This is a genomic window from Streptomyces sp. NPDC093510 (assembly GCF_040683555.1).
Lineage (GTDB): Bacteria > Actinomycetota > Actinomycetes > Streptomycetales > Streptomycetaceae > Streptomyces.
In genome coordinates, this window is sequence record NZ_JBFBEE010000016.1 from 201,252 (window position 1) to 227,028 (window position 25,777).

Consider the following 25,777-nt stretch of genomic DNA (forward strand, 5'->3'; position numbering starts at 1 on the left):
CCTCGCACGGCCTGGATCCAGGCCCGCACCCCAGTGCACCTGCGCGTTTCAGACACGCGCCAGCGATAGATAACCACACGGTTCCGGGCGATGACTCCCCGCCAATGTCACCGTTCCGTTCCAACTGCCCGTGGGGTGCGGGCGGATCATGATCACCTCGCGGTCGTCCGCCGGTCACCCGGCGGCCACCTGGTGACCACCGGGGGGATCAGCTGTTCTTCACCCAGTCCTTCCACTCCATGTTCCAGCCGCCGAGGCCGTTGTCAGGAGCGACTTTCTTGTCATCGCTGTTGACCACCTCGACGACGTCCCCGACGAGCGTCCGGTCGAAGAACCAGCCGGCGGGCGTCTGCGAGCTGCCGCCCTTCACATCGCGCAGGCCCACGCAGCCGTGGCTGACATTGGTGTTGCCAGGAGCGTCCGGCGCCCAGTAGTTGCCGTGCAGGAAGGTGCCGGAGGTCGTCAGGCGGATGGCGTGCGGTACGTCGGGGATGTCGTACTCGCCGCCGAACCCGACGGTGCGGCTGTTCATGCGGGTCACCTCCAGCATCTCCGTCACCACCATCTTTCCGTTGTACGTGGTGGTCTTGGGGGCGCCCGCGGTGATCGGCACGGTGGAGAGCAGCTCGCCGTCGCGGCGCACCTCCATGGTGTGCTCGGCGGCGTCGACGAGGGAGTGCTGGTGGCGGCCGACCGTGAACGTGAAGCTCTTGTCCTGGAGGCCGTAGACGCCGGGGGCCGCCTCGACGTCCCGCAGGTGCAGGCCGACGGTGACCTTGGTGCCCGGCTTCCAGTACTTCTCGGGGCGGAAGTCCACGCGGGTCTTGCCGAACCAGTGCGGGCGGATGTCGACGGCGGGCCGCGCGGTGACGTGGATGGCGCGCTGGAGGGCCGCGCGGTTCTCGATCTCCCGGTTGAACTCCAGGGAGACGATCATGCCGGTGCCGACGGTGGCGCGGTTCTCCGGCGCCACGTACCCGGTGAAGCGCTCGTCGGGGACGTACGTCCGGAAGGTGGTGTGCCGGGCCGAGCGGCGGCCGTGGCCGTCGAGGGCGACGGCGTCGATCTTGTACGTGGCGGCGAGCGCCAGCGGGCCGTCGTCCAGGGGGCGCCAGGTCATGCCGTCCTCCTCGATGCGGCCCGGCACGTCGGCCTTCCGCGCGTCCTGGGTCCGGACCACCTTCACCGACTCCAGGCGGCCGTCGGGGACCTTGACCTCGATGCGTTCGTCCGGCTTGATCCCCTTGCTGTCGTCGCCGGGTGACACCCGGATCGCGTCCGCGGGCGAGCGCGGCTTCCCCATGAATCCGTCGGCTCCCCCGGAGGAGCAGCTCGTCGCCCCGGCCAGCAGGCCCGCCCATGTCAGTACCGCGGCCAGCGCGGCCCCTGCGCGCCGTGCGCGCCTCGCATCCTGTCTCACGTGGGTCCCAACGACCGTCCCCCTGCCGGGGAAACGTGAGTGCGACGCGCACGGTGGGCAGAACCATGGGAGGGACGACGTATGGGGAGCCGCGGCCGGGACGCCGCACGCCCTTCTTCGCGCGTCGACCGACGGAGCCGCGGGAGGCTGACAGGTGTCGAGCGCAGCCGAGCAAGAGGCAGTGCAGGAGGCAGAGCGGGCAGCGCGGGCGACGGGCGGCGGCACGGCCCAGCGGCCCGCCCCCTCGGTGAACGGGAGCAGGCGGCCGGCGCCGCGTGCCGCGCCGACGCGGCCGGTGTGGCCGGGGGCGCCGACGCCGCTGGGAGCGCGTTTCCGGGTCGGGCCCGACCGGGTCGCGGGCACCAACTTCGCGCTGTGGGCGGGCGGGGCGGAGGCGGTGGAGCTGTGCCTGTTCGACGAAGGGCAGGTGGAGACGCGCTGTCCGCTGACCGAGCTGACGCACGAGATCTGGCACGGTTTCGTACCGGGAGTGCGGCCCGGGCAGCGGTACGGGTACCGGGTGCACGGCCGCTGGGACCCGTGGACGGGCGCCCGCTGGAACCCGGCGAAGCTGCTCCTCGATCCGTACGCGCGCGCGGTGGACGGCGGCCCCGGCAATGACTACGGTGCGCTGCCCGCCGAGGTGTACGGGCATGTGCGGGACTGGCCCCAGCAGCATGTGGCGGACACGGTGCGCGACGACAGGGACTCGGCGCCGTACGTGCCCAAGGGTGTGGTCGTGCACGACGACGCGCCGGACGACGAGTGGGCGGACGACCGGCGGCCGAAGACGCCGTGGGCGGACTCGGTCATCTACGAACTGCACGTGCGCGGTTTCACGAGGCTGCATCCGGAGGTTCCGGAGGAACTGCGGGGTACGTACGCGGGGTTGGCGCATCCGGCGGCGCTCGACCATCTCGTACGTCTCGGCGTGACGGCGGTCGAGCTGCTGCCGGTGCACCAGTTCGCGCACGAGGACCATCTGCTGCGGCGCGGGCTCAGGAACTACTGGGGTTACAACTCGATCGGCTACTTCGCCCCGCACGCGGCGTACGCGGCGTCGGGTACGACGGGTCAGCAGGTCGGCGAGTTCAAGCGGATGGTGCGGGCGCTGCACGAGGCCGGGATCGAGGTGATCCTTGACGTGGTCTACAACCACACGGCGGAGGCCGGGGAGCTCGGTCCGATGCTGTCCCTGAAGGGCATCGACAACCGCGGCTACTACCGGCTCCAGCCGAACGACGCGCGGCGGTACGCGGACTACACGGGCTGCGGAAACACCCTCCAGGTCGTCCAGCCGCATGTGCTCCGCCTGATCACCGACTCGCTGCGGTACTGGGTGACGGAGATGGGGGTGGACGGCTTCCGCTTCGATCTGGCGGCGGCGCTCGCACGCTCCTTCCACGACGTCGACATGCTCTCGCCGTTCCTCGCGGTGATCGCGCAAGACCCGGTGCTGCGGCGCGTGAAGCTGATCGCCGAGCCATGGGACGTGGGCTCGGGCGGCTATCAGGTGGGGGCGTTCCCGCCGCTGTGGACAGAGTGGAACGACCGGTACCGGGGTGCGGTGCGGGACTTCTGGCGGGGTGCGCTGCCGGATGTGCGCGATCTGGGGTACCGGCTTTCGGGGTCGAGCGACCTGTACGCGTGGGGCGGGCGCAGGCCGTACGCGTCGGTGAACTTCGTGACGGCGCACGACGGTTTCACGCTGCGGGACCTCGTGACGTACGAGAGGAAGCACAACGAGGCCAACGGGGAGGGGAACAGGGACGGCTCCGACGACAACCGGTCGTGGAACTGCGGCGCCGAGGGCGAGACGGACGACGAGGGTGTGACCGCGCTGCGGCGGCGGCAGCTCAGGAACCTCATGACGACGCTGCTGCTCTCCACGGGGGTGCCGATGCTCGTGGCCGGGGACGAGATGGGGCGTACGCAGCGCGGTTCCAACAACGCGTACTGCCAGGACAACGAGATCAGCTGGGTCGACTGGGGGCTCGCGGAGGAGCCGGGGTGGCGGGAGCTGTTCGCGCTGACGTCACGGCTGATCGGGCTGCGGCTCCGGCATCCGGTGCTGCGGCGGCGGTCGTTCTTCTCGGGGCGCGCCCGCTCGGCGGACGGGCTGCGGGACGTCGCGTGGTTCACGGCGGGCGGCACGGAGATGACGGAGGGCGACTGGTTCGCGCCCACGGCGACGCTCGGCATGTATCTGTCGGGGCGCGACATCCCGGGCCGCGACGCGCTGGGCGCGCCGGTCGTCGACGACAGTTTCCTCGCGGTCCTGCACGCGGCGGACGAGCCGTCGCCGTTCGTGCTGCCGGGACCGCCGTGGGCCGAGGCGTACGAGGTGGTCGTGGACACGTCCCTGGATGAGCAGGGTGTCCCGCCCGGGACCGTGCACCGGGCGGGTGACGTGGTGACGGTGGCGGAGCGGTCGGTGGTGCTGTTGCGGGTGACCGGCGGCTGAGACACGGATGATCACTCTTGGTCCGGACCTGAGTATTGCCCCGGCACCGGGGGGACCCCAAGCTCGCCTTATGGACCTGGAGTTGCGGCACCTCAAGACGATCCGGGCGATCGCCGACGCGGGCAGCCTGACCAAGGCCGCCACGGCGCTCGGGCTCGCCCAGCCCGCTCTGAGCGCGCAGTTGAAGAGAATCGAGCGGGCCCTCGGCGGCGAGCTGTTCGAGCGGGGGCGGCACGGGGTGCGGGCCACCGCGCTCGGCGAGTTCGTGCTGGCGCGGGCGCGGGTGGTGCTGCCCGCGGTGAGCGGGCTGCGGGAGGAGGCGCAGCGGTTCGCGCGGGCCTGGGAGGACGGGGCGGGGTTCCGGCTCGGCGGCATCCACGGGCCGCTGCTCGGCGCGCTGGTGGACCGGCTCGCCGCCGCGTACCCGGGGGTCGCGGTGACGACGCACACGTCCTGGTCGGAGCGGGAGATCGCGGCGCGCACGGCGGCGGGCCGGCTCGACTTCGCGCTGGTCGGCACGTGCGGGGCGAGCACGCCGCCGGAGAACGAGCTCCTGGTGTGGCGTGAGGTGGCCCGGGACCCGGTCTTCGTCATGCTGGCCACCGGCCACCCGCTGGCCGGCTGCCAGGAGATCGACCTGGCGGAGCTGGCGGATGAGGCGTGGACGGACGTGCCGGGCGACGGCTGTTTCGCGGACTGCTTCTCCGCGGCGTGCGCGCGGGCGGGGTTCACGCCGTCGCGCGTGTACGAGACGGATGTGGCGTCGTGCGTGCATCTGGTGCAGGTGGGGCGGGCGGTGGGGCTGTGCCGGGCGACGTTCCCGCCGACGCCGGGGATGGTGACAAGGCCGCTCTCCGGGGCGCCGCTGTACTGGCGGCATCTGCTCGGCTGGCACCCGGCGGCACCGGCCCACGACACGGCGGCGGCGGTCTTCGCGCAGGCGCGCGCGGCCCACGCGGAGGCCGCCGCGCGCAGCGAGAGCTACACGGCGTGGCTCGCGGCCCCTTCGCCGCCACAGCGTCCATAACGTCGGGGCCGGGGGTCGGCTGACAGCTGTGGCACGGCTGTTGAGACTTCTACGGTGTGGGGCGATCCCCCGCTCATCCCTCGCGAACCGAGGAGTCCCCCGCATGCTCCCCACCCATCACAGACGTGCCGCCGCCGCGTGCGCCGCGGTCGCCGCGGCCGGTGCGCTCGTCCTCGCCGGCCTGCCCGGCTCCGCGTCCGCCGCCCCGTCCCCCTCCCCCGCCGAGAGCGCGGCTGTCGACAAGACCTCTCCCGGAGTCTTGCAGGCCATGCAGCGCGACCTCGGCCTCACGTCGGCGCAGGCCAAGGCCCGTCTGGTCAACGAGGCCGAGGCCGGCGCCGACGCGGGAGCCCTGCGGAACGCGCTCGGCCGTGACTTCGCGGGTGCCTGGGTGCACGGCGCGACCTCCGCGAAGCTCACCGTGGCCACCACGGACGCCGCCGACGTCCGCGTGATCGAGGCTCGGGGCGCACAGGCCCGCGTCGTCGACCATTCCCTGGCCCAACTGGACGCGGCGAAAGCCAAGTTGGACCGGGCGGCGAAGAGGACGGCGACGCGTGATGCGCCCGTCTGGTACGTCGACGTGCGCTCCAACGCCGTCGTGGTGGGCGCCGTGAAGACCGGCGCCGCGAAGTCCCTCGTCTCCGCCGCGGACGTGGACTCCTCGCTCGTACGCGTGACGAAGACGGCGGAGCGGCCGCGTCCGCTGTACGACCTCGTGGGCGGCGACGCGTACTACATGGGCGGCCGCTGTTCCATCGGCTTCCCGATCACCAAGGGCACCCAGCAGGGCTTCGCCACGGCGGGGCACTGCGGGCGCGCGGGCACGGCGACCACCGGCTACAACCAGGTGGCCCAGGGCACGTTCCAGGCTTCCATCTTCCCCGGCAGGGACATGGCCTGGGTCGCCACGAACGCCCAGTGGACCGCCACCCCGTACGTGAAGGGCCAGGGCGGCCAGCGGGTCGGCGTCGGGGGCTCCACACAGTCCCCGGTGGGTGCGTCGATCTGCCGGTCCGGCTCCACTACGGGGTGGCACTGCGGCACCATCTCGCAGCACAACACCAGTGTCACCTACCCCGAGGGCACGATCAGCGGCGTGACCAGGACGACGGTCTGCGCCGAGCCCGGCGACTCGGGCGGCTCGTACATATCGGGCAGCCAGGCGCAGGGCGTCACCTCGGGCGGCTCGGGCAACTGCCGCAGCGGCGGCACGACGTACCACCAGCCGATCAATCCGCTGCTTCAGCAGTTCGGTCTGACGCTGAAGACGACCGGTGGCGGCGACCCGGGCCCGGGTGACCCCGAGCCGGGCGGCACGTGGGCCGCGGGCAAGGTGTACGCCGCGGGTGACACGGTCACCTACGGCGGGTCGACGTACCGCTGCCTCCAGCCGCACCAGGCCCAGCCGGGCTGGGAGCCGCCGAACACGCCGGCGCTCTGGCAGCAGGCGTAGAACTCAGCGGCTCGGCTCCTCAGCAGTTCAGCGCGTCAGCAGTTCAGCGCGTCAGCAGTTCAGCGCATCAGCAGTTCAGCGCATCAGCAGTTCAGTTGAGGATGCCGCGGCGGTACGCCGTCGCGACGGCCTCGGCGCGGTCCTTGACGCCCAGCTTGCCGTAGATGTGGGTGAGATGCGTCTTGACCGTGGCCTCGCTGATGAAGAGTTCGACGGCGATCGCACGGTTCGACGTGCCCTCGGCGACGAGCGCGAGCACCTCCCGCTCACGGGTGCTCAGCGGTTCGCTGCCGGGGGCACGCACGCGTGACACGAGCCGGGACGCGACGGCGGGCGACAGGACCGTGCGCCCCGCGGCGGCCGCACGGACCGCGGTGAACAGTTCGTCGCGCGGGGCGTCCTTGAGCAGATAGCCCGTCGCACCGGCCTCGATCGCGGGGAGCGTGTCGGAGTCCGTGTCGTACGTGGTGAGGACCAGGACGCGGGAGCGGGCGCCGCGGCGGGTGAGCTCGGTGATCGCGTCGACTCCGCTGCCGCCCGGCATGCGCAGGTCCATGAGGACGACGTCCGGGTCGAGTTCGGCGGTCAGGGCGACCGCCTCCACGCCGTTCGACGCCTCGCCCAGCACCTGGAAACCGGAGGCCGACCGGAACATTCCGCGCAGGCCGTCGCGGACGACGGGGTGGTCGTCCACGACGATGAGAGTGATCACTTCAGTGCTCATGGCGCACCAACGGTACGCGAGCCGACACCGCGGTCCCGCCGCCCGGCTCCGACTCCACGGTGAGGGAACCGGCGATGCGTTCGGCGCGGGCCCGCATGCCGTCGAGGCCGAAGCCGCCGGTACCGGTGCGCTCCGCCGGGGCGAGCGGGTCGAAGCCGTGGCCGTCGTCGCGCACGTCCAGGGTGACCTCGTCGCCCATGAAGGAGAGGGTGACGCCGAGGCGGGCCGCCTGCGCGTGCCGGGCGGTGTTGGACAGGGCCTCCTGGACGATGCGCAGGAGCGTCGCCTCGATCTCCTCGTGGAGGTGCTCGACGGTGCCGGTGACGGTGAAGTCGCCGCGTATGCCGGTGCGTTCGGACCACTCGGCGACCGTCTTCTTGAGCGCTCCGGGCAGCCTGTCGTGCTCCAGGGGCGCGGGTGAGAGGTTGTGGACGGAGCGGCGGGCCTCGCCCAGACTGTGCCGGGCGAGGGCGGCGGCGCGGTCCAGGTGTTCGCGGGCCGGCGTCACCTCGCCTGCGTCCTGGGCGCCCGCGACGACCTGGAGCTGGGCGATGATGCCGGTCAGGCCCTGCGCGATGGTGTCGTGGATCTCGGCGGCGAGCCTGCGCCGCTCGTCGGCGATGCCCGCCTCCCGCGCCTGGACGAGGAGTTGGGCGTGCAGGGCGGCGTTCTCCTCCATGGCCCGCTGGAGCGCGGCGTTGGTGCGTTCCAGCTCGTCGATGGTGGCGGCCGCTTCGCGGGTGCGCCGGTCCTCCTGCTCCGCGAGGTGGGCGAAGACGATGAGCAGCGCGATGTTCACCGCGAGCAGTCCGCCGAAGACGACCCAGCCGAGCTCCTCGTCCGGCGGCAGCCCGCCGGACTGGGAGCCCGACATGATGACGGCGGTGGCGAAGAGGCCCGGCTTGACCAGGCGGGACGGCAACAGCCGCTCGATGCCGAAGTAGCCGACGACGGCGTAGAACGCGAAGAACGGGTTGATCCAGGTGAGCACGAAGGCGATCGCCCAGCGCAGCGCGTAGTAGGCGACGGACGCGGGCGAGGGGCCGGGCCGTGCACCGGCCGTCGCGCCGCGGAACAGCTGGAGGGCGGCGCCCGCGCCGACGAGCGCCCCGGCCACGTACCAGTCGCGCCGGTCCATGCCGACGACACCGCTCGTGGCGGCCGCCATGAGGAGTCCGAAGCCGAGGAGTACGTACGGCCCCCAGCGGTGGAACATGCTCCAGCGCTCTTCGATCAGTTCCGTGGCGTCCGCCGTACTCGTGCTCACCGGTTCAGTGTCGTCGAAGAGCCGCGCCAGGTGCGTGCCGGTCACTCCCGGGCCGGTCACCCCCAGGCCGGTCATTCCCAGGCCGGTCACTCCCGGGCCGGTCACTCCCACCGGAACCAGCGCGACGCCCCGGCCGAGAGCGCCACGGTCCACAGGGCGAGGACGCCCAGGTGGAGCAGGCCCGGCCAGTCGCCGGCCGCGGCCTCGGCGAGGGCCTGGGAGGCGGCGCCGAGCGGGGTGACCTCCACTATGCGGGCGAGCGCGTCGGGCATCGCCTGCACCGGCAGCCAGACGCCCGCGCTGAACATCATCGGGAAGAAGACGGCGGAGCCGATCGCGGTCGCGGCCTTCGTGGTGCGGGCGAGCGCGGAGACGAGGGCGCCCAGGGCGAGCCCGCACAGGACGGCGAGGACCAGCGCGAGGGCGTACCCGAAGACCTGGCCCGGCAGCGTCACGTCGAAGGCCAGGCGGCCCACGGTTAGGGAGAGCAGCGCCGAGACGAGGGCCGCCGCGCCGTGGATGCCCATCTGCGCGCCGAGCACGGCGGAGGGCCGTACCGGGGTCGTGGACATGCGGCGCAGGATGCCGCGTTCGCGGTAACCGGTGATGAGCGGGGGCATGGCCTGCAAGCCCGCCATGATCAGGGCGAGCAGCACCGTGACGGGGACGTACGCGTCGACCATCCTGCCGCCGTCGAGCGAGTCGGCGGGCTCCCTGAAGGAGGGGATGGAGCCGAGGATCACGAGGAGGACCGTGGGGAAGACCATGATCCAGAAGAGGGCGCCGGGCTCGCGGCGGAAGAGGCGGTACTCCGCTCTGAGGACGGCCACGGCCCCGCTCCTTCCGGCCCCGCTCCTTCCGTTGTCGTGCGGTGCGGTGAGGGCGGTCATGCCGATGCTCCTGTCAGGTCGAGGAACGCGTCGTCCAACGTGGCGTCGGCGACGCGGAGTTGGTGTGCGGTGATGTGGTGCCCGGCGAGCAGGGTGAGGGCGGCGTCCACGGTCTCGTCGGTGCCGTTCAGGGTGTAGCGGCCGTCGCGGTGTGCGACGGAGGTGACGGCGGGCAGCGCCGCGAGGAGGCGCTCGTCCAGCGGCGCGGACGGTGTGAACGACATGACGGTGGAGCTCGCGGACCGGCTGATCAGGCCCGCCGGTGAATCGAGGGCGGCGACCCTGCCCTTGTCGATGACCGCGATGCGGTCGCAGAGGCGCTGGGCCTCCTCCATGAAGTGGGTGACCAGGAGGACGGTGACGCCCCGGTCGCGCACGTCCTCGATGAGCTCCCAGGTGTCGCGGCGGGCCCGCGGGTCGAGTCCGGTGGTCAGCTCGTCGAGGACGACGACCTTCGGATTGCCGATGAGGGAGAGCGCGATGAACAGGCGCTGCTTCTGGCCGCCGGAGAGCTTGCCGAAGCGGCTGTCGAGCTTGTCGGTCAGCCGCAGGCGCTCGGCCAGCGGCCGCCAGTCGGCGGGGTCCGGGTAGAACGCGGCATACAGTTCGAGGGCCTCGCGCACGGTCAGCTTCGGCTGAAGCTCGCTCTCCTGGAGCTGCGCGCCGAGGATGCGGGTCAGGCGCTCGTGGTCGGTGGCCGGGTCGAGTCCCGCGACGCGCACGTCTCCGGAGTCCGGGACGCGCAGGCCCTCGACGCACTCGACGGTGGTGGTCTTGCCCGCGCCGTTCGGCCCGAGGATGCCGAAGATCTCGCCCTCCTCGACGGCGAAGGAGACACCGTCGACGGCGGTGCGTCCGCCGTAGGCCTTCTTGAGTCCGTGCACTTCGATGAGGGGCATGCGTCGAGAATCGCCGGTGGGCGGGGCGCGGGCATCGCCCGTCGCGCTCGAAGCGGCATCAGCCGATCGGTTGATGGCGGCCTACGACCCCGCCGGGCTCGCGGAGCATGTCGTGCCGCGCTCGTAGGCCTGTACGCGGCGCGAGCGGCAGGAAGGGGTGACGGGGCGCGGTGAGAGTGACGGGGCGGCCTCGGGCCGGCGGAGTAGCGGAGTACCGGAGGGCGGTCCAAAACTCGGTGGGCTGTGTCAGTGGCGATCCGTAGGCTCGCTCGTGATGCCGAAATCAGATGCCCCTGCCAAGGATCGGTCCACCGTACGGACGCTGCTGCGCCTCTGGCCGTACGTGCGGCCGGTGCGAACTCGCCTGATCATCGCGGCGGTTGTCGCGATCGTCGCCTCCTGCACGGGGCTCGTCTTTCCCCTCGTGCTCAAGTGGATGGTGGACGGTCCTGTGGCCGACCGGGACTCGACGGGCGTGTGGCTCGGGGCGCTGCTGCTCCTCCTGCTCGGTGTCACGGAGGCGCTGCTGTTCGGGCTGCGGCGATGGCTGGTGGCCCGGCCCCTGGCGGGCGTCGAGGCGTCGATGCGGGCCGACCTCTTCCGCCATCTGCAGCGGCTGCCGGTGGCGTTCCACGACCGGTGGGCGTCCGGTCAGCTGCTCTCGCGCGCTACGACGGATCTGATGCTGCTGCGGATGTTCCTCGCCTTCCCGCTGACGTTCCTGCTGGTCAACGGGGCGACCATCGTGGTCGGCGTGATCATCCTGCTCGGGCAGGACTTCACGCTCGGCCTGTTGCTGCTGGCGCCCGTGGTGCCGATGGTGATCGCGCTCGCGTACTTCGAGGGGCGGTACACCGCCGTGGCGCGGCGCGCGCAGGACCAGGTCGGCGACCTGACGACGGTGGTCGAGGAGAGCGTGCTCGGCATCCGCATCATCAAGGGCTTCGGCCGCCACCGCAGTCAGGCGCGGGCGTTCCGCGAGCTGTCGCACACGCTGCGCGGCACGGAGATGGCCAAGGCGCGGCTCCTCGCCGCGATCTACGCGGTGATCGTGACGCTGCCAGAGATCGCGATCGGCGCGGCGCTGGTGCTCGGCACGGTGCGGGTCGCGGACGGCGGTCTGTCGGCGGGCACGCTGGTCGCCTTCCTGTCGACGGCGCTGGCGCTGCGCTGGCCGGTGGAGTCGATCGGTTTCCTCCTCGCCATGAGCCAGGAGTCGGCGACGGCCACGGAGCGGTACTTCGAGGTGATGGACGCGGAGCCGGAGGGCGCGGAGGGGGGTGCGCGCACCCTCGGGGACGCGCGGCCCGCCGAGGACGCGCGATCCGCCGAGGACACGCGGTCCGCCGAGGACATCAGCGGCACCGCAGAGGCCAGGGGCACCGCGGGCGCCAAAGGCACCGCAGGCGCCAGAGGGGCCGCAGACGCCAAAGGCACCGCGGGCGCCAAAGGCACCGCGGGCGCCAAAGGCACCGCGGGCGCCAGAGGTGCCGCAGACGCCAAGGGTGCCGCAGACGCCCGAGACACCACAGACGCCAGAGGTGCCGCAGACGCCCGAGACACCGCAGACGCCAGAGGTGCCGAGGACGTCCGAGACACCGCGGACGCCGGGGCCGGGCGCCTCCGCGACGATGGGCTCCGCTTCGAGGGGGTGGAGTTCCGGTATCCCGACGCGTCCCCGGACGCGCCCCCCGTCCTCGACCGCATCGACCTGCACATCCGCTCCGGCGAGACCATGGCGCTCGTCGGCGCGACCGGCAGCGGCAAGACGACGCTCACCGCGCTGGTGCCGCGTCTGCACGAGGTGACCGGGGGCCGCATCACCCTGGACGGCGAGGACATCACGGCGATGGACCGCGAGCGGCTGCGCACACTCGTGGCGGTCGCCTTCGAGGAGCCCACCCTGTTCTCCGCGACGGTCGGCGAGAACGTGCTGATGGGCGCCGAAGAGGGCGCGGGGGAAGCCGAGTTGGCCCGCGCGCTCGACGTGGCGCAGGCCGACTTCGCGCACGCCCTGCCGCACGGCACCGGCACGCAGGTCGGCGAGCAGGGCCTGAGCCTCTCCGGCGGCCAGCGCCAGCGCCTCGCCCTGGCCCGCGCGGTGGTGGGCCGCCCCCGTTTCCTGGTCCTCGACGACCCGCTGTCCGCTCTCGACGTCCACACGGAGGCGCTGGTGGAGGCGGCGCTGCGACGGGTCCTCGCCGACACGACCGCGCTGATCGTCGCGCACCGCCCCTCCACGGTGCTGCTCGCCGACCGGGTCGCCCTGCTGTCCGGCGGCCGCGTCGCCGTCGTCGGTACGCACCACGAGCTCCTGCGGGAGAACGCGGAGTACGCGTGGCTCATGTCGGGCACCGAGACCGTGTCGGACCCACCGCCCCCACCCACCGGCCCCGCCACCGGACACGCCGCCGAGGAGGCCGCCCGATGACCGTGCCCTCATCCGTACGGGAGAAGCCCTTCGATCCCGAGGGAGACGACGAACCCGATCTCCCCGGCACGTCCGCCGAGCCGGACGACCCCTTCGACAAGGACGAGCTCCCCGCACCGCCCGGCGCCACCCGCGCCCTGCTGTTCTCGCTGCTCTCACCGCTGCGCGGCCGCGTCACGCTGGCCGCACTGCTGCTCCTCGTGCAGCAGGCCGTGGTGCAGGCGGGACCGCTGCTCGTCGCGTACGCCATCGACCGGGGCGTGCCCGCCGTGCGCGCCGGCGACTACGGTCCGCTGATCGCGCTCGGCGCCGGCTACCTGGGCTGCGCGGCCGCGTCGGGCGCGCTCCAGTACGCGTTCATCATCGCCTCGGCGCGCGTCAACCAGGACGTACTGCTCGATCTGCGCGGCCGTATCTTCCGGCACGCGCAGGCGCTCAGCGTCGACTTCCACGAGCGGTACACCTCGGGCCGCCTCATCTCCCGCTCCACCACCGACGTCGAGTCGCTGCGCGAGCTGCTCAGCGAGGGGCTGCAGGAACTCCTGATGGTCCTGCTGTCCTTCGTCTACATCTCGGCGATGCTGCTCTGGCTGGACCTGGGGCTCGGCGCGGTGGCGGTCGTCTCCTTCGTCCCGCTCTACCTCCTCATCCGCCTCTACCAGCGGCGCGCCGGTGTGCTGTTCCGCAACCGGTCGACCGCCATCGCCGCCGTCATCGTGAAGTTCGCGGAGACCATGAACGGCATCCGGCCGGTGCGGGCCTTCCGCAGGGAGCGGGCCAACGACGCGGAGTTCGCCGCGCTCAACGAACGGCACGAGCGGACCAACGGGGACGCGATGCTGGAGATGGCCCGCTATGTGCTCGGCTCCCGGCTCGTCGCGAACACGGCCGTGGCCGGCATCGTCCTGTGGGGCGCCCACCGGGTCGCCGACGGCGGGCTGGCGCTCGGTGTGCTGGCCGCCGCCGTGCTGTACCTGCGGCGCCTGTACGACCCGATCGACCGGCTCGGCATGTTCCTCAACTCGTACCAGTCGGCGGCGGCGTCCCTGGAGAAGGTCGCCGGGCTGCTCGCCCAGACCCCGACCGTGCCGGAGCCCGCGGCGTCCGTCGCGCGCCCGCTGCCCGCCCTGGAGTCGGACCATCCGGGCCGCGAAGTCCGGTTCGACGGGGTGCGGTTCGCCTACCGCACGGGCGGCGAGGTGCTGCCCCGCTTCGACCTGACGCTGCCCGCCGGTCAGACCGTCGCCGTGGTGGGCACCACCGGCGCGGGCAAGTCCACGCTGGCGAAGCTGCTGGCCCGCTTCTACGACCCGACGGAGGGCGCGGTCCTCCTGGACGGCGTGGACCTGCGGGAACTTTCGGGGGCCGAACTCCGGCGGGGGGTGGTGATGGTGACCCAGGAGGCGTTCCTGTTCTCCGGGACGGTCGCGGAGAACATCGCGATCGGCCGGCCCGACGCCACCCGCGAGGACGTAGAGCGCGCCGCGAAGGCCATCGGCGCCCACGAGTTCATCGCGTCGCTCCCCGACGGGTACGACACCGATGTACGCAAGCGGGGCGGCCGGATCTCGGCGGGCCAGCGGCAGCTGGTGGCGTTCGCCCGCGCCCTGCTCGCCGACCCGGCGGTGCTGATCCTCGACGAGGCGACCAGCTCCCTGGACATCCCGGGCGAGCGGGCCGTCCAGCACGCCATGCACACGGTGCTGCACGGCCGCACCGCCGTGGTGATCGCCCACCGCCTCTCCACGGTGGAGATCGCCGACCGGGTCCTGGTCATGGAACACGGCAGGATCGTGGAGGACGGCACTCCGGCCGAACTCATCGCCGCCACCGGCCCATTCGCGGACCTGCACCGCGCCTGGCGGGACAGCGTGGTGAGCTGACACCGCCCGGGCACTGCCCTCGGCGATACGCCGGTGAGGCCCGACCTGAGTCGCCTCGTCGCCGTCCTCAGTGGTGAAGTCCGGTCGCAGGTCCTGTGGGACGGGTTTCCGCGGGCCGCGCACGAGTTTCGCGCCGCGACCGGGACGGGCGCGTAAGAGCGAGTCCGGTCACCCGCCGTCGCGCCCAGGGCGCCGCACCGCATACCGAACCCCCTCAACCGGCCAACGGACTATTTCCGGCCAACTATTGACGCGCTCCTGACAGCAACAGCGCTCTGGTGCCACTCTTCCCCTCGACCACCACACAACGTTCAACAACGCGGTGGTCGCCGGTTCCTCTCACGCAACCCGCTACACGCAACACCCCATGTGTACCGCCCAGTTCTGCGTTCCGCCTTGCTCTGCCCGGACAGCGATCCAGCCGTCCGGTAGCTCTGGCCGCGCACCCCCGCGGCCGCGCAGAAGGAGTCCGTGTTGAGAAGCACCTCCCACAGACGCGCCGCCGCAGCCGGCGCCCTTTCCGCCGTCGCAGCCCTGCTGGCCGTCGCCGTCCAGGCGGGCCCCGCCTCGGCCGACGACCCGGCGAAGGCACCCGCCTCCCAGGCCCAGAAGCTCGGGAAGGTCGACCCGGGCGCCCTTGCCGCGAAGCTCTCCCCCGCCCAGCGCGCGGAGCTCATCCGTGACGCCAACGCCACCAAGGCGGACACCGCCAAGGACCTGGGGCTCGGCGCCAAGGAGAAGCTGGTCGTCCGCGACGTCACCAAGGACCGCGACGGCACCGTCCACACCCGCTACGAGCGCACCTACGACGGCCTGCCCGTCCTCGGCGGCGACCTGGTGGTCGACACCGCCAAGTCGGGGAAGACCGAGGGCGTCACCAAGGCCGTCAAGGCGCAGCTCAAGGGCATCGACATGAGCGCCGGCATCAAGGCGTCCGCGGCCGAGAAGCAGGCGCTGGGCGCCGCGAAGGCCGAGGGCTCGAAGAAGACCGACGCGGACCGGGCGCCGCGCAAGGTCGTGTGGATGGCCAAGGGCACGCCGACCCTCGCGTACGAGACCGTGGTCGGCGGGCTGCAGCACGACGGCACGCCGAACGAGCTGCACGTCATCACGGACGCCGCCACCGGCAAGAAGCTCTTCCAGTGGCAGGGCATCGAGAACGGCACCGGCAACACGCAGTACAGCGGTCAAGTGCCGCTGGGCACAGCCCAGTCGGGGTCGAACTACACCCTCACCGACACCACCCGCGGCAGCCACAAGACGTACAACCTGAACCGCGGCACCTCCGGCACCGGCACCCTCTTCTCGGGCGCCGACGACGTGTGGGGCAACGGGCTGCCCTCCAACCTGGAGACCGCGGGCGCCGACGCGCACTACGGCGCGGCGCTGACCTGGGACTACTACAAGAACGTGCACGGCCGCAGCGGCATCCGCGGTGACGGTGTCGGCGCGTACTCGCGGGTCCACTACGGCAACAACTACGTCAACGCCTTCTGGTCGGACGCCTGCTTCTGCATGACGTACGGCGACGGCGCGGGCAACGCCAAGCCGCTCACCTCGATCGACGTCGCGGCCCACGAGATGACGCACGGCGTGACGGCCGCGACCGGCAACATGACGTACAGCGGCGAGTCCGGCGGCCTGAACGAGGCGACCTCCGACATCTTCGCGGCGGCCGTCGAGTTCAACGCCAACAACGCGCAGGACAAGGGCGACTACCTCGTCGGCGAGAAGATCGACATCAACAGCGACGGCACCCCGCTGCGCTACATGGACAAGCCGAGCAAGGACGGCTCGTCCAAGGACTCCTGGTACTCGGGCATCGGCAACATCGATGTGCACTACTCGTCCGGTGTCGCCAACCACTTCTACTACCTGCTGAGCGAGGGCAGCGGCAAGAAGGAGATCAACGGCGTTCAGTACGACTCGCCGACCTCCGACGGCCTGCCGGTCACGGGCATCGGCCGTGACAAGGCGTCGCTGATCTGGTTCAAGGCGCTCACCACGAAGTTCACCACGACCACCAACTACGCGGCGGCCCGCACCGGGACGCTCGCGGTCGCCGGTGAGCTGTACGGCACCAGCAGCACCGAGTACGCGGCGGTCGCCCACGCCTGGGCCGCCGTGAACGTCGGCGCCCGCCCCGGCGGCGAGACGCCCGGCACCGACTTCGAGAACACCACGGACGTCAGCATCCCGGACAACGGTGCCGCGGTCACCTCGTCGGTCAACGTCACCGGCCGCACCGGCAACGCGCCGAGCGCGCTGAAGGTCGGCGTGGACATCGTGCACACCTGGCGCGGTGACCTGAAGGTCGACCTGCTCGCCCCCGACGGGACGGTCTACCCGCTGAAGCCGGCCAGCTCCTCGGACTCGGCGGACAACGTCAAGGAGACCTACACGGTCAACGCCTCCTCCGAGGTGGCCAACGGCGCCTGGAAGCTGCGGGTCCAGGACGTGGCCCGTCAGGACACGGGTTACATCAACAGCTGGAAGGTCACCTTCCCGTAAACCGCGTGACCGCGTGAACCGTGTGACCGCGTAACCGCGTGACCGCGTGACCGCGTGAACCGCTGAAAAACCAGTCGGCGCCGCCCCGGGTGACTCAACTCCCCGGGGCGGCGCGCTTGTTCGCGCCCGCACGAGTTCACACCCTGTTCGCATTACGTACGTGGACCATCGCTCAACGGACGATTTCTGGCCAACCTACGATCAAGGGCTGACATGTACCTGTCTCGAATGACACTCTTCCCGAGCACCACCCACGCACCACGCAAGTCATCACGTCACACCCGCACCGCATCTTTCATGCCCGGGTAGTCCCCCATGCCACCTGGGCCCCCCACAGAAGGAGCCTGCGTGACCCCCCACATATCCCGTAAGCGTTCAACGCTGGCCATCGCCACCGCCGTCGCGGCCGGCGCGATGCTCGCCGCCGGACTGACCACCGGCGCCTCCGCCGAGCCGGCCAAGGACGCCACGTCGTCCGGTGCGCCCGTGAGTCTCTCGACGACGGCCCGCGCGGGCCTCCTCCAGGACGCGAACGCCGACAAGGCCGCCACCGCCGAGCGGATCGGCCTGGGCGCCAAGGAGAAGCTGGTCGTCCGCGACGTCGTCAAGGACGCCGACGGAACCGTCCACACCCGCTACGAGCGCACCTACGACGGCCTCCCCGTCCTCGGCGGCGACCTCGTCGTGCACACCGCGAAGAGCGGCAAGGTGAAGAGCGTCACCAAGGCCACCAAGGCCGACGTGAAGGTCGCCTCCACCGACGCGAAGCTCGCCAAGGGCTCGGTCGCCAAGTCCGCTGAGTCCACCGCGGCCAAGGCGAAGACCGCCGAGGCCGACGCGCAGTCGCCGCGCAAGGTGATCTGGGCCGCCTCCGGCAAGCCGGTCCTCGCGTACGAGACCGTCGTCACCGGCGTGCAGAAGGACGGCACGCCCAGCAGACTGCACGTCATCACGGACGCCGCGACCGGCAAGAAGCTGTACCAGTACCAGGCCATCGAGAACGGCACCGGCTCCAGCCAGTACAGCGGCAAGGTCGAGCTCGGCACGAAGAAGGGCGGCAGCGGCTTCGAGCTGACCGACGAGTCGCGCGGCGGCCACGGCACGTACGACCTGAACCACGCCCAGAGCGGCGAGGGCAAGCTCGTCACGGACGACGACGACACGTGGGGCACGGGCAAAGCGGACGACGCCCAGACCGCCGCCGTCGACGCCGCCTACGGCGCCCAGCTCACCTGGGACTACTACAAGTCCGTGCACGGCCGCAGCGGCATCAACGGCGACGGCAAGGGCGCGACCTCGCGGGTCCACTACGGCAACAACTACGTCAACGCCTTCTGGGACGACAGCTGCTTCTGCATGACGTACGGCGACGGCGAGGGCGACAAGAAGCCCCTCACCTCGATCGACGTCGCGGCCCACGAGATGACCCACGGTGTCACCTCGGCGACCGGCAACATGGAGTACAGCGGCGAGTCCGGCGGCCTGAACGAGGCCACCTCCGACATCTTCGCCGCCTCCGTCGAGTTCAACGCGAAGAACGCCGAGGACGTCGGCGACTACCTCATCGGCGAGAAGATCGACATCAACGGCGACGGCTCGCCGCTGCGCCACATGGACAAGCCGAGCAAGGACGGCTCGTCCCTGGACAGCTGGAGCGAGGACGCGGGCAACGTCGACGTCCACTACTCCTCGGGCATCGCCAACCACTTCTTCTACCTGCTGTCCGAGGGCAGCGGCGCGAAGGAGATCAACGGCGTCAAGTACGACTCCCCGACCGCCGACGGCTCCAAGGTCGAGGGCATCGGCCGCGACAAGGCCGAGAAGATCTGGTTCAAGGCCCTGACGACGTACTTCACGTCGACGACGGACTACAAGGCGGCCCGCGAGGGCACACTGACCGCCGCGAAGGACCTCTACGGCGCGGACTCCGCCGAATACAAGGGCGTAGAAGCAGCCTGGACAGCCGTCAACGTCAAGTAACCCCCCGCTTGCCCCCGGTTCCCCGCGCCCACCTCAAGGGACGCGGGGAACCGCGCGTTTTCGGGAGCACGGGGAACTCCGCAGCCTTCCCCAGGGCCGCGGGGAACTCCGCGATCTTCCCCAGGGGCGCGGGAAACTCCGCAGTCTCTCCCAGGGGCGCGGGGAACTGCGCAGATCTTTCAGGGGCGCGGGGAACTGCGCAATCCTTTCCAGGGGCGCGGGGAACTGCGCAGATCTTTCAGGGGCGCGGGGAACTGCGCGACCGGCCCCCACCAAGCCGCCGCCGGCTCACCGCATCAGAACCCCCGCCTCCTCCCCCGTCGCCTCGGACGGCACCGCCACAAGCCCCAACTCCACCCCACTGGCCAGCAGCCGATGCGAGGGAAGAATCCGCACCGTGTACCCGAAGGGCCCCGTGCGATCCAGCGCGAGCGGCCCCTCGTACACCCGCCGCCCCTCCACATCGGGCCCGCTCGTGGGCTTGAGCGGCACTGGAGACGCATCCCCGATGTGGTCGTCCGGATCGACGCGCCCCGCGAGCACCTGCACCTCCACGTCGTCCGGCGTCAGCTCGCCCAGATGCACCCGTACCCGCAGGGACAGCGTGGCGCCGAGCTCGGCCGTGGCGCCGGTCGCCGACGCCTCGACGTGGTCGACGGCGACGCGCGGCCAGGCCGCCCTGACCCGCGCCTTCCACGCGGCCAGTTCCCCGGCGGCCGTCGTGTCGAGCGTGCGGTGGGCGTGCGCGGCGGGCGCGTACAGCTTCTCGACGTACTCGCGCACCATGCGGCCCGCGAGGACCTTCGGGCCGAGCCGGGTCAGGGTCCTGCGGACCATCTCGATCCAGCGGTCGGGCAGCCCGCCGGGGCCCTGTTCGTAGAAGCGGGGCGCGATGCGGCGCTCCAGGAGGTCGTAGAGCGCGGCGGCCTCCAGGTCGTCGCGGCGGTCCTCGTCGGTGGCGGAGCCGTCCGCCGTGGGAATGGCCCAGCCGAAGTCCGGCTCGAACCACTCGTCCCACCAGCCGTCGAGGACGGAGAGGTTGAGGCAGCCGTTCAGGGCGGCCTTCATCCCGGAGGTCCCGCACGCCTCCAGGGGCCTGAGCGGATTGTTCAGCCACACGTCGCAGCCCGGGTAGAGCTTCTGCGCCATCGCCATGCCGTAGTCCGGCAGGAACACGATGTGCCGGCGCACGCGTGGGTCGTCGGTGAACCTGACCAGCTCCTGGATGAGCCGCTTGCCGCCGTCGTCGGCGGGGTGCGCCTTGCCCGCGACGACGATCTGCACGGGCCGCTCGGGGTGGCGCAGGAGTTCCATCAGCCGGTCGCGGTCGCGCAGCATCAGCGTGAGGCGCTTGTACGAGGGGACGCGGCGGGCGAAACCGATGGTGAGGACGTCCGGGTCGAGGACGCCGTCGATCCAGCCCAGCTCGGCGGTGGCGGCGCCACGCTGCCGCCAGGAGTCGTGCAGACGCCGCCTGACCTCGTGGACGAGCTGCTCGCGCAGGGTGCGGCGCAGCTCCCAGATGTCGGCGTCCTGGATGTCGGCCACCGCGTCCCAGCGGTCGGAGCCGCCGACGGAGAGCGCGTCCTCGGTGCGCCGCTCGCCGATCTGGCGGGCGCCGAGCCGGAAGACCTCGGGGGCCACCCAGGTCGGTGCGTGCACGCCGTTGGTGACGGAGGCGATCGGGATCTCCTCGGCGTCGAAGCCCGGCCACAGGCCCGCGAACATCCGCCGGCTCACCGTGCCGTGCAGGGTGCTCACGCCGTTGGCGCGGCTGCCGAGGCGCAGGCCCATCACCGCCATGTTGAAGAGGTTCGGCTCGCCTCCCGGGTACGTCTCCATGCCGAGCCGCAGGACGTCACCGGCGTCGATGTGGGGCAGCTCGGCGCCAGGGCCGAAGTGGTGGGCGACGAGCTCGCGGTCGAAGCGGTCGATGCCTGCGGGGACGGGCGTGTGGGTGGTGAAGACGGTTCCTGCGCGGACGGATTCGAGGGCGGTGTCGAAGCCGATGCCGTGCAGGGCGAGTTCGTGGATGCGTTCGAGGCCGAGGAAGCCCGCGTGGCCCTCGTTCGTGTGGAAGACCTCGGGTTCGGGGTGGCCCGCGAGGCGGCAGTACGCGCGGACGGCACGCACTCCGCCGATGCCGAGGAGCATCTCCTGGAGCAGCCGGTGCTCGCTGCCGCCGCCGTAGAGCCGGTCGGTGACGTCGCGCTCGCCGGGGTCGTTCTCCTCGACGTCGGAGTCGAGCAGGAGCAGCGGTACGCGGCCGACCTGCGCCTGCCAGACGTGGGCGCGCAGCGACCGCCCGCCGGGCAGGGCGAGGGCCACGATCGTGGGGGTCCCGTCGTCCTCGCTCAGCAGGGTGAGGGGGAGCTCGTTCGGGTCGAGGACGGGGTAGTGCTCCTGCTGCCAGGCGTCGCGGGACAGGGACTGGCGGAAGTAGCCGTGCCGGTAGAGCAGTCCGACGCCGATGAGGGGGACGCCGAGGTCGCTGGCGGCCTTCAGGTGGTCGCCGGCGAGGATGCCGAGGCCGCCGGAGTACTGCGGCAGGGCGGCCGTGATGCCGAACTCGGGCGAGAAGTAGGCGACGGCGCGCGGCAGGTGTCCCTCGCTCCTGGCCCGCTCCTGGTACCAGCGCTCCCCGGTGACGTACTCCCGCAGGTCGTCGACGGCCTCGTCGAGCCGCCGCAGGAAGTCCGCGTCGGCGGCGAGTTCGTCGAGCCGCGACAGCGGCACTTCGCCGAGGAGCCGCACGGGGTCGCAGCCGGACGCCGCCCACAGCCCGGGGTCGACGGAGGCGAACAGGTCTCGGGTGCGCGGGTGCCAGGACCAGCGCAGGTTGCGGGCGAGCTCGGCCAGCCGGCCGAGGGGTTCCGGAAGGACGGGACGTACGGTGAATCGACGGATGGCCTTCACTGCGACTCCACCTCTGCGGGGAATGCGTTACGTATCGACCTACGGGTCGACGGTAGCGGGGACCGGCCCTCGGCAACTACGGCGCGCGGGCGGGTTCGGACGGGGTGAAAGGGGCGGTGGGGCCGGGTTCGGCGGCGGTTACAAGTACGCCAGGCCGGGCTCGGCGTCCCAGATGCGTATCGCGCGCCGCCCGGCCGTGTGGCGGGGCCATCCGCCGCCCGGGTCGAGGTCGCGCACGAAGGCGACCCAGGCGGCGTGCATCGCGTCGGCCAGGGGCTGCGGCGGGGCCTCGCCCGCGGCGGCGGCGACACCGTCGGCGCCGAGCAGGTCGAAGGCGAAGGGCAGGTCGAGGCAGTGGAAGGCGAGACCCTCCGTGGCGCCGGGGACGGGTGAGGGCCAGCCGAATTCGTAGAGCCATGTCGGGTGTCCGCGCTCGGCGCGCGCCCGCGCGACGGCGAGCGCCGGGTCGCGGAAGACGCGGTCGGTCAGCTCCTGGCCGCCGAACGAGTGGAACTCGTGCCGGGTGTGGCCGAGGAGCAGTGGCACCTCGGCGGCGAGAGTGCCTTCGGTCAGCTGGGTGAGTGTCGGTTCCGGGATGAGTTCGCCGTCGGCGACGGGTCCGAGGAGCGGTCCTGGCAGCCGCTCGCGGCCGGGGCCGGGGGCGCTCAGTTCGTCCTGGAGCGCGAGGAGCCGGTCGTCCGGCAGGTGGGCGAGCGCCGCCGCCGTCGCGGGCACGCCGGTGCGCCGGGTGAACAGTTCGGCCACGGCGGGGCCGACCCAGCGCTCCTGCGGGTCGATCAGTGAGCCGGACATGGAGATCCCGGCGCGGAACAGGCCGTGGGCGGCGGGGGTGGCGAGCAGCGTCTGGACGGCGCCGCCGCCCGCCGACTGTCCGGCGACCGTGACTTTCGCGGGGTCGCCGCCGAACGCCGTGATGTTGTCGCGCACCCACTCCAGGGCGGCGATCCAGTCGCGTACGCCGCGGTTGTCCGGGGCGTCGGACAGGTGCAGGAAGCCTTCGATGCCGAGGCGGTAGCCGAGCGAGACGAGGACGACGCCGTCGCGGTTGAACGCGGCGCCGTCGTACCAGGGGCTGGCCGCGCATCCCGCGACGTACCCGCCGCCGTGTATCCAGACCAGGACGGGCAGTGCGGCTCCCTCGTCCGCGGTGGGCGTGAACACGTTCAGGTTGAGGGTGCCCGCGCCGGGGATCGTCGGCTCGGGGATCGTGGCGCCGTCGCCGAAGCCGCGGCGCTGTGCGGTCGGCCCGTACGCGGAGGTGTCCAGCGGTGCGGTCCAGGAGGCGGGCGGCCCGGGTGGCGCGAAGCGGCGGGCGCCGACGGGCGGCGCGGCGTAGGGAATGCCGAGGAACCGGGCCCCGCCGGCCCGGTGCTCGCCGCGGACGGGGCCGTGGCCGGTCGCCACGACCGCCGTCGGGCCGTCACCGGGCGGCGGCCCGGAGTTGTTCACGCGCGGCTGCTGTCGCCCCACCGGTCCTTCTCCCCGTCGTGGTCCTCATTCCCGCGAACACGGCATTCGCCGCATTCCTCTTGTGATGTCCCGAAGGGATCGTTCCACGTTTCTGCCCGGCGCGCGGCAGGACCACACAGAACCGGCCTGTCTCACCGCGACCTCGGCGACCGGCTCCGAGGCCGCGACGGAAGGGCCGGGGGAGCATATGCGCACAGTTCAACAACCCATACGGCATATGCTAATTCGGACCGGTCGCGCCATTCATGGCGAGGCCGGTCTTGCATGCGTCCTTACGCACTAGTAGTTAACAAAGCGCCGGATTGCCCACCCGAAGGGTGTGGGAAGGCTCCTCCGGTACGCACTCGGCCCACAGGCCGGCACGCACCGAGGAAACCCTCCACACCCACGTATCCGTGCACGCGGACAGGAGCGGTCCAACATGCCTCTAGGCTCACCCCCGCCGGATTCGCCCTCGCGGCCCTCGCGGCCCACCATCCCCGTCCAGGACGTACGGCCCGCCGTCCACGGCGGACGAAAACCCGCGAAGGCGGTGCCGGGAGAAACGTTCCAGGTCACCGCCACGGTCTTCCGCGAAGGGCACGAAGCCGTCGCCGCCAATGTCGTCCTGCGCGATCCCGAGGGGCGGCCGGGACCATGGACCCCCATGCAGGAGCTGGCGCCCGGCACCGACCGGTGGGGCGCCGACGTCACACCGGACACCGAGGGACGCTGGACGTACGCCGTGGAGGCGTGGGGCGATCCCCTCACGACCTGGCGCCACCACGCGCGGATCAAGATACCGGCGGGCCTCGACACCGACCTGGTCCTGGAAGAGGGCGCCCGCCTCCACGAGCGCGCCGCCTCCGGGGTCCCGCCCGTGGAACGGGCCGTCGTCCTGGGCGCGGCCCGGGCGCTGCGCGACACGGGCCGCTCACCGGCGGCCCGTCTCGCTGCCGCCCTCACACCCGAGGTGGAGTCGGTGCTCGCCCGCCATCCGCTGCGTGAACTCGTGACGTCTTCGGAGGAGTTGCCGCTTCTCGTGGAGCGCCGGCGAGCGCTCTTCGGGTCGTGGTACGAGTTCTTCCCGCGCTCGGAGGGTGCCGTCGTCGAGGAGGGTTCCCCGCCCGTCTCCGGGACCTTCAGGACCGCGGCGGAGCGGCTGCCCGCCATCGCCGCCATGGGCTTCGACGTCGTCTATCTCCCGCCGATCCACCCCATCGGCACCACCTACCGCAAGGGCCCCAACAACTCCCTGTCGGTGGGCCGGCACGACGTCGGGGTGCCGTGGGCGATCGGCTCGCCGGAGGGCGGGCACGACGCGGTCCACCCGGACCTCGGGACGCTCGACGACTTCGACGCGTTCGTGCGCCGCGCGGGCGGGCTCGGCCTGGAGGTCGCCCTGGACTTCGCGCTCCAGTGCTCCCCCGACCACCCGTGGGTGGAGAAGCACCCCGAGTGGTTCCACCGGAGGGCCGACGGCTCCATCGCGTACGCCGAGAATCCGCCGAAGAAGTACCAGGACATCTACCCCATCGCCTTCGACAAGGACATGCCGGGGCTGATCGCGGAGACGGTGCGGCTGCTGCGGTTCTGGATGGCGCACGGCGTCCGCGTCTTCCGCGTCGACAACCCGCACACCAAGCCCGTGGTGTTCTGGGAACAGGTGCTCGCGGAGATCAACGGCACCGATCCGGACGTCATCTTCCTCGCCGAGGCGTTCACGCGCCCCGCGATGATGCGGACCCTCGCGGCCATCGGCTTCCAGCAGTCGTACACCTACTTCACCTGGCGCAACGACAAGGCCGAACTCACCGAATACCTCACGGAGTTGTCGGAGGAGACCGCGCACTTCCTGCGCCCCAACTTCTTCGTGAACACCCCCGACATCTTGCACGCCTACCTCCAGGACGGCGGGCGTCCCGCCTTCGAGGTGCGGGCCGTGCTCGCCGCCACGCTGTCGCCGGCGTGGGGCGTCTACAGCGGATTCGAGCTGTGCGAGAACACCGCCGTGCGGCGCGGGAGCGAGGAGTATCTGAACTCCGAGAAGTACCAACTGCGGCCCCGCGACTGGGCGGCGGCCGCCCGCGACGGCGACACGATCGCCCCGCTCATCACCACGCTGAACCGGATCCGGCGGGCCAGCCCCGCACTCCGGCAACTGCGCGACCTGCACTTCCACACCACGGACCAGGAAGCGGTGATCGCCTACTCGAAGACGGCCGCCGGCGAGCACGGATCGAACACGGTTCTGGTGGTCGCCAACCTCGACCCTCACCACACCCAGGAGGCCACGGTCTCGTTGGACATGCCGCAACTCGGCCTCGAATGGCACGAGTCCGTGCCGGTGCGCGACGAGCTCACCGGCGAGACCTACCTCTGGGGCAGGGCCAACTATGTGCGCCTCGAACCGGGCCGCGCCCCCGCGCACATCCTCAC

General features: G+C 71.7%; 15 protein-coding genes. 8 read left to right on the top strand and 7 right to left on the bottom strand.

The window, feature by feature from the left end:
* Window positions 1–208: 208 nt before the first annotated feature.
* Window positions 209–1,303, bottom strand: a complete 1,095-nt coding sequence (locus AB0N81_RS26265; RefSeq protein WP_365362385.1) for an Ig-like domain-containing protein — start codon at window positions 1,301–1,303, stop codon at window positions 209–211.
* A gap of 298 nt (window positions 1,304–1,601) precedes the next feature.
* Between AB0N81_RS26265 and glgX the strand changes: the two genes are divergently transcribed.
* From glgX to AB0N81_RS26280, 3 genes are all read left to right on the top strand, one after another.
* The gene (glgX, locus tag AB0N81_RS26270) at window positions 1,602–3,884 is read left to right on the top strand and encodes a glycogen debranching protein GlgX (protein ID WP_365362387.1); all 2,283 of its coding nucleotides are present in this window, start codon (window positions 1,602–1,604) and stop codon (window positions 3,882–3,884) included.
* A gap of 70 nt (window positions 3,885–3,954) precedes the next feature.
* The gene (locus AB0N81_RS26275) at window positions 3,955–4,911 is read left to right on the top strand and encodes a LysR family transcriptional regulator (RefSeq protein WP_365362389.1); all 957 of its coding nucleotides are present in this window, start codon (window positions 3,955–3,957) and stop codon (window positions 4,909–4,911) included.
* Between the two features lie 103 nt (window positions 4,912–5,014).
* Entirely contained in the window at window positions 5,015–6,367 is a 1,353-nt protein-coding gene (locus AB0N81_RS26280; protein WP_365362391.1) for a carbohydrate-binding protein, read from the top strand.
* Window positions 6,368–6,458: 91 nt separating this feature from the next.
* Here the strand turns inward: AB0N81_RS26280 and AB0N81_RS26285 are convergent, their stop codons facing one another.
* The 4 genes from AB0N81_RS26285 to AB0N81_RS26300 all read right to left on the bottom strand — a co-directional run bounded on the left by AB0N81_RS26285 (window position 6,459) and on the right by AB0N81_RS26300 (window position 10,147).
* Window positions 6,459–7,091, bottom strand: coding sequence for a response regulator transcription factor (locus tag AB0N81_RS26285; protein ID WP_365362393.1), 633 nt, complete (start codon window positions 7,089–7,091; stop codon window positions 6,459–6,461).
* A complete protein-coding gene (locus AB0N81_RS26290; RefSeq protein ID WP_365362439.1) occupies window positions 7,081–8,307 on the bottom strand; it encodes a sensor histidine kinase in 1,227 nt (408 codons plus the stop codon). Before AB0N81_RS26290 ends, AB0N81_RS26285 begins: the two co-directional genes overlap by 11 nt.
* A 152-nt stretch (window positions 8,308–8,459) precedes the next feature.
* Window positions 8,460–9,248: an ABC transporter permease gene (locus AB0N81_RS26295; RefSeq protein ID WP_365362395.1), complete on the bottom strand. Its 789-nt coding sequence runs from the start codon at window positions 9,246–9,248 to the stop codon at window positions 8,460–8,462.
* The gene (locus tag AB0N81_RS26300; protein ID WP_365362397.1) at window positions 9,245–10,147 is read right to left on the bottom strand and encodes an ABC transporter ATP-binding protein; all 903 of its coding nucleotides are present in this window, start codon (window positions 10,145–10,147) and stop codon (window positions 9,245–9,247) included. The genes AB0N81_RS26295 and AB0N81_RS26300 overlap by 4 nt, the downstream gene beginning before the upstream one ends.
* 274 nt (window positions 10,148–10,421) lie before the next feature.
* Between AB0N81_RS26300 and AB0N81_RS26305 the strand changes: the two genes are divergently transcribed.
* The 4 genes from AB0N81_RS26305 (at window position 10,422) to AB0N81_RS26320 (ending at window position 18,952) form a co-directional block, all read left to right on the top strand.
* Window positions 10,422–12,578, top strand: a complete 2,157-nt coding sequence (locus tag AB0N81_RS26305; protein WP_365362399.1) for an ABC transporter ATP-binding protein — start codon at window positions 10,422–10,424, stop codon at window positions 12,576–12,578.
* On the top strand, window positions 12,575–14,461 hold the full coding sequence (locus tag AB0N81_RS26310) for an ABC transporter ATP-binding protein (protein WP_365362401.1): 1,887 nt from the start codon (window positions 12,575–12,577) through the stop codon (window positions 14,459–14,461). The genes AB0N81_RS26305 and AB0N81_RS26310 overlap by 4 nt, the downstream gene beginning before the upstream one ends.
* 474 nt (window positions 14,462–14,935) lie before the next feature.
* The gene (locus tag AB0N81_RS26315) at window positions 14,936–16,972 is read left to right on the top strand and encodes a M4 family metallopeptidase (RefSeq protein WP_365362403.1); all 2,037 of its coding nucleotides are present in this window, start codon (window positions 14,936–14,938) and stop codon (window positions 16,970–16,972) included.
* A 348-nt stretch (window positions 16,973–17,320) separates the two neighbouring features.
* Window positions 17,321–18,952 (top strand): M4 family metallopeptidase, encoded by a 1,632-nt coding sequence (locus AB0N81_RS26320; RefSeq protein WP_365362405.1) that lies wholly within the window; start codon window positions 17,321–17,323, stop codon window positions 18,950–18,952.
* A gap of 288 nt (window positions 18,953–19,240) precedes the next feature.
* On the opposite strand, the gene glgP is transcribed toward AB0N81_RS26320, so the two are convergent.
* Window positions 19,241–21,868: an alpha-glucan family phosphorylase gene (gene glgP, locus AB0N81_RS26325; RefSeq protein ID WP_365362407.1), complete on the bottom strand. Its 2,628-nt coding sequence runs from the start codon at window positions 21,866–21,868 to the stop codon at window positions 19,241–19,243.
* 138 nt (window positions 21,869–22,006) lie between these two features.
* Window positions 22,007–23,359 carry a carboxylesterase family protein gene (locus tag AB0N81_RS26330; protein ID WP_365362409.1) on the bottom strand — a complete coding sequence of 451 codons (1,353 nt, stop codon included), beginning with the start codon at window positions 23,357–23,359 and terminating at the stop codon, window positions 22,007–22,009.
* Between the two features lie 421 nt (window positions 23,360–23,780).
* Between AB0N81_RS26330 and AB0N81_RS26335 the strand changes: the two genes are divergently transcribed.
* Window positions 23,781–25,777 (top strand): alpha-1,4-glucan--maltose-1-phosphate maltosyltransferase (locus tag AB0N81_RS26335; RefSeq protein ID WP_365362411.1); only part of this gene is annotated, 1,997 nt, incomplete at its 3' end.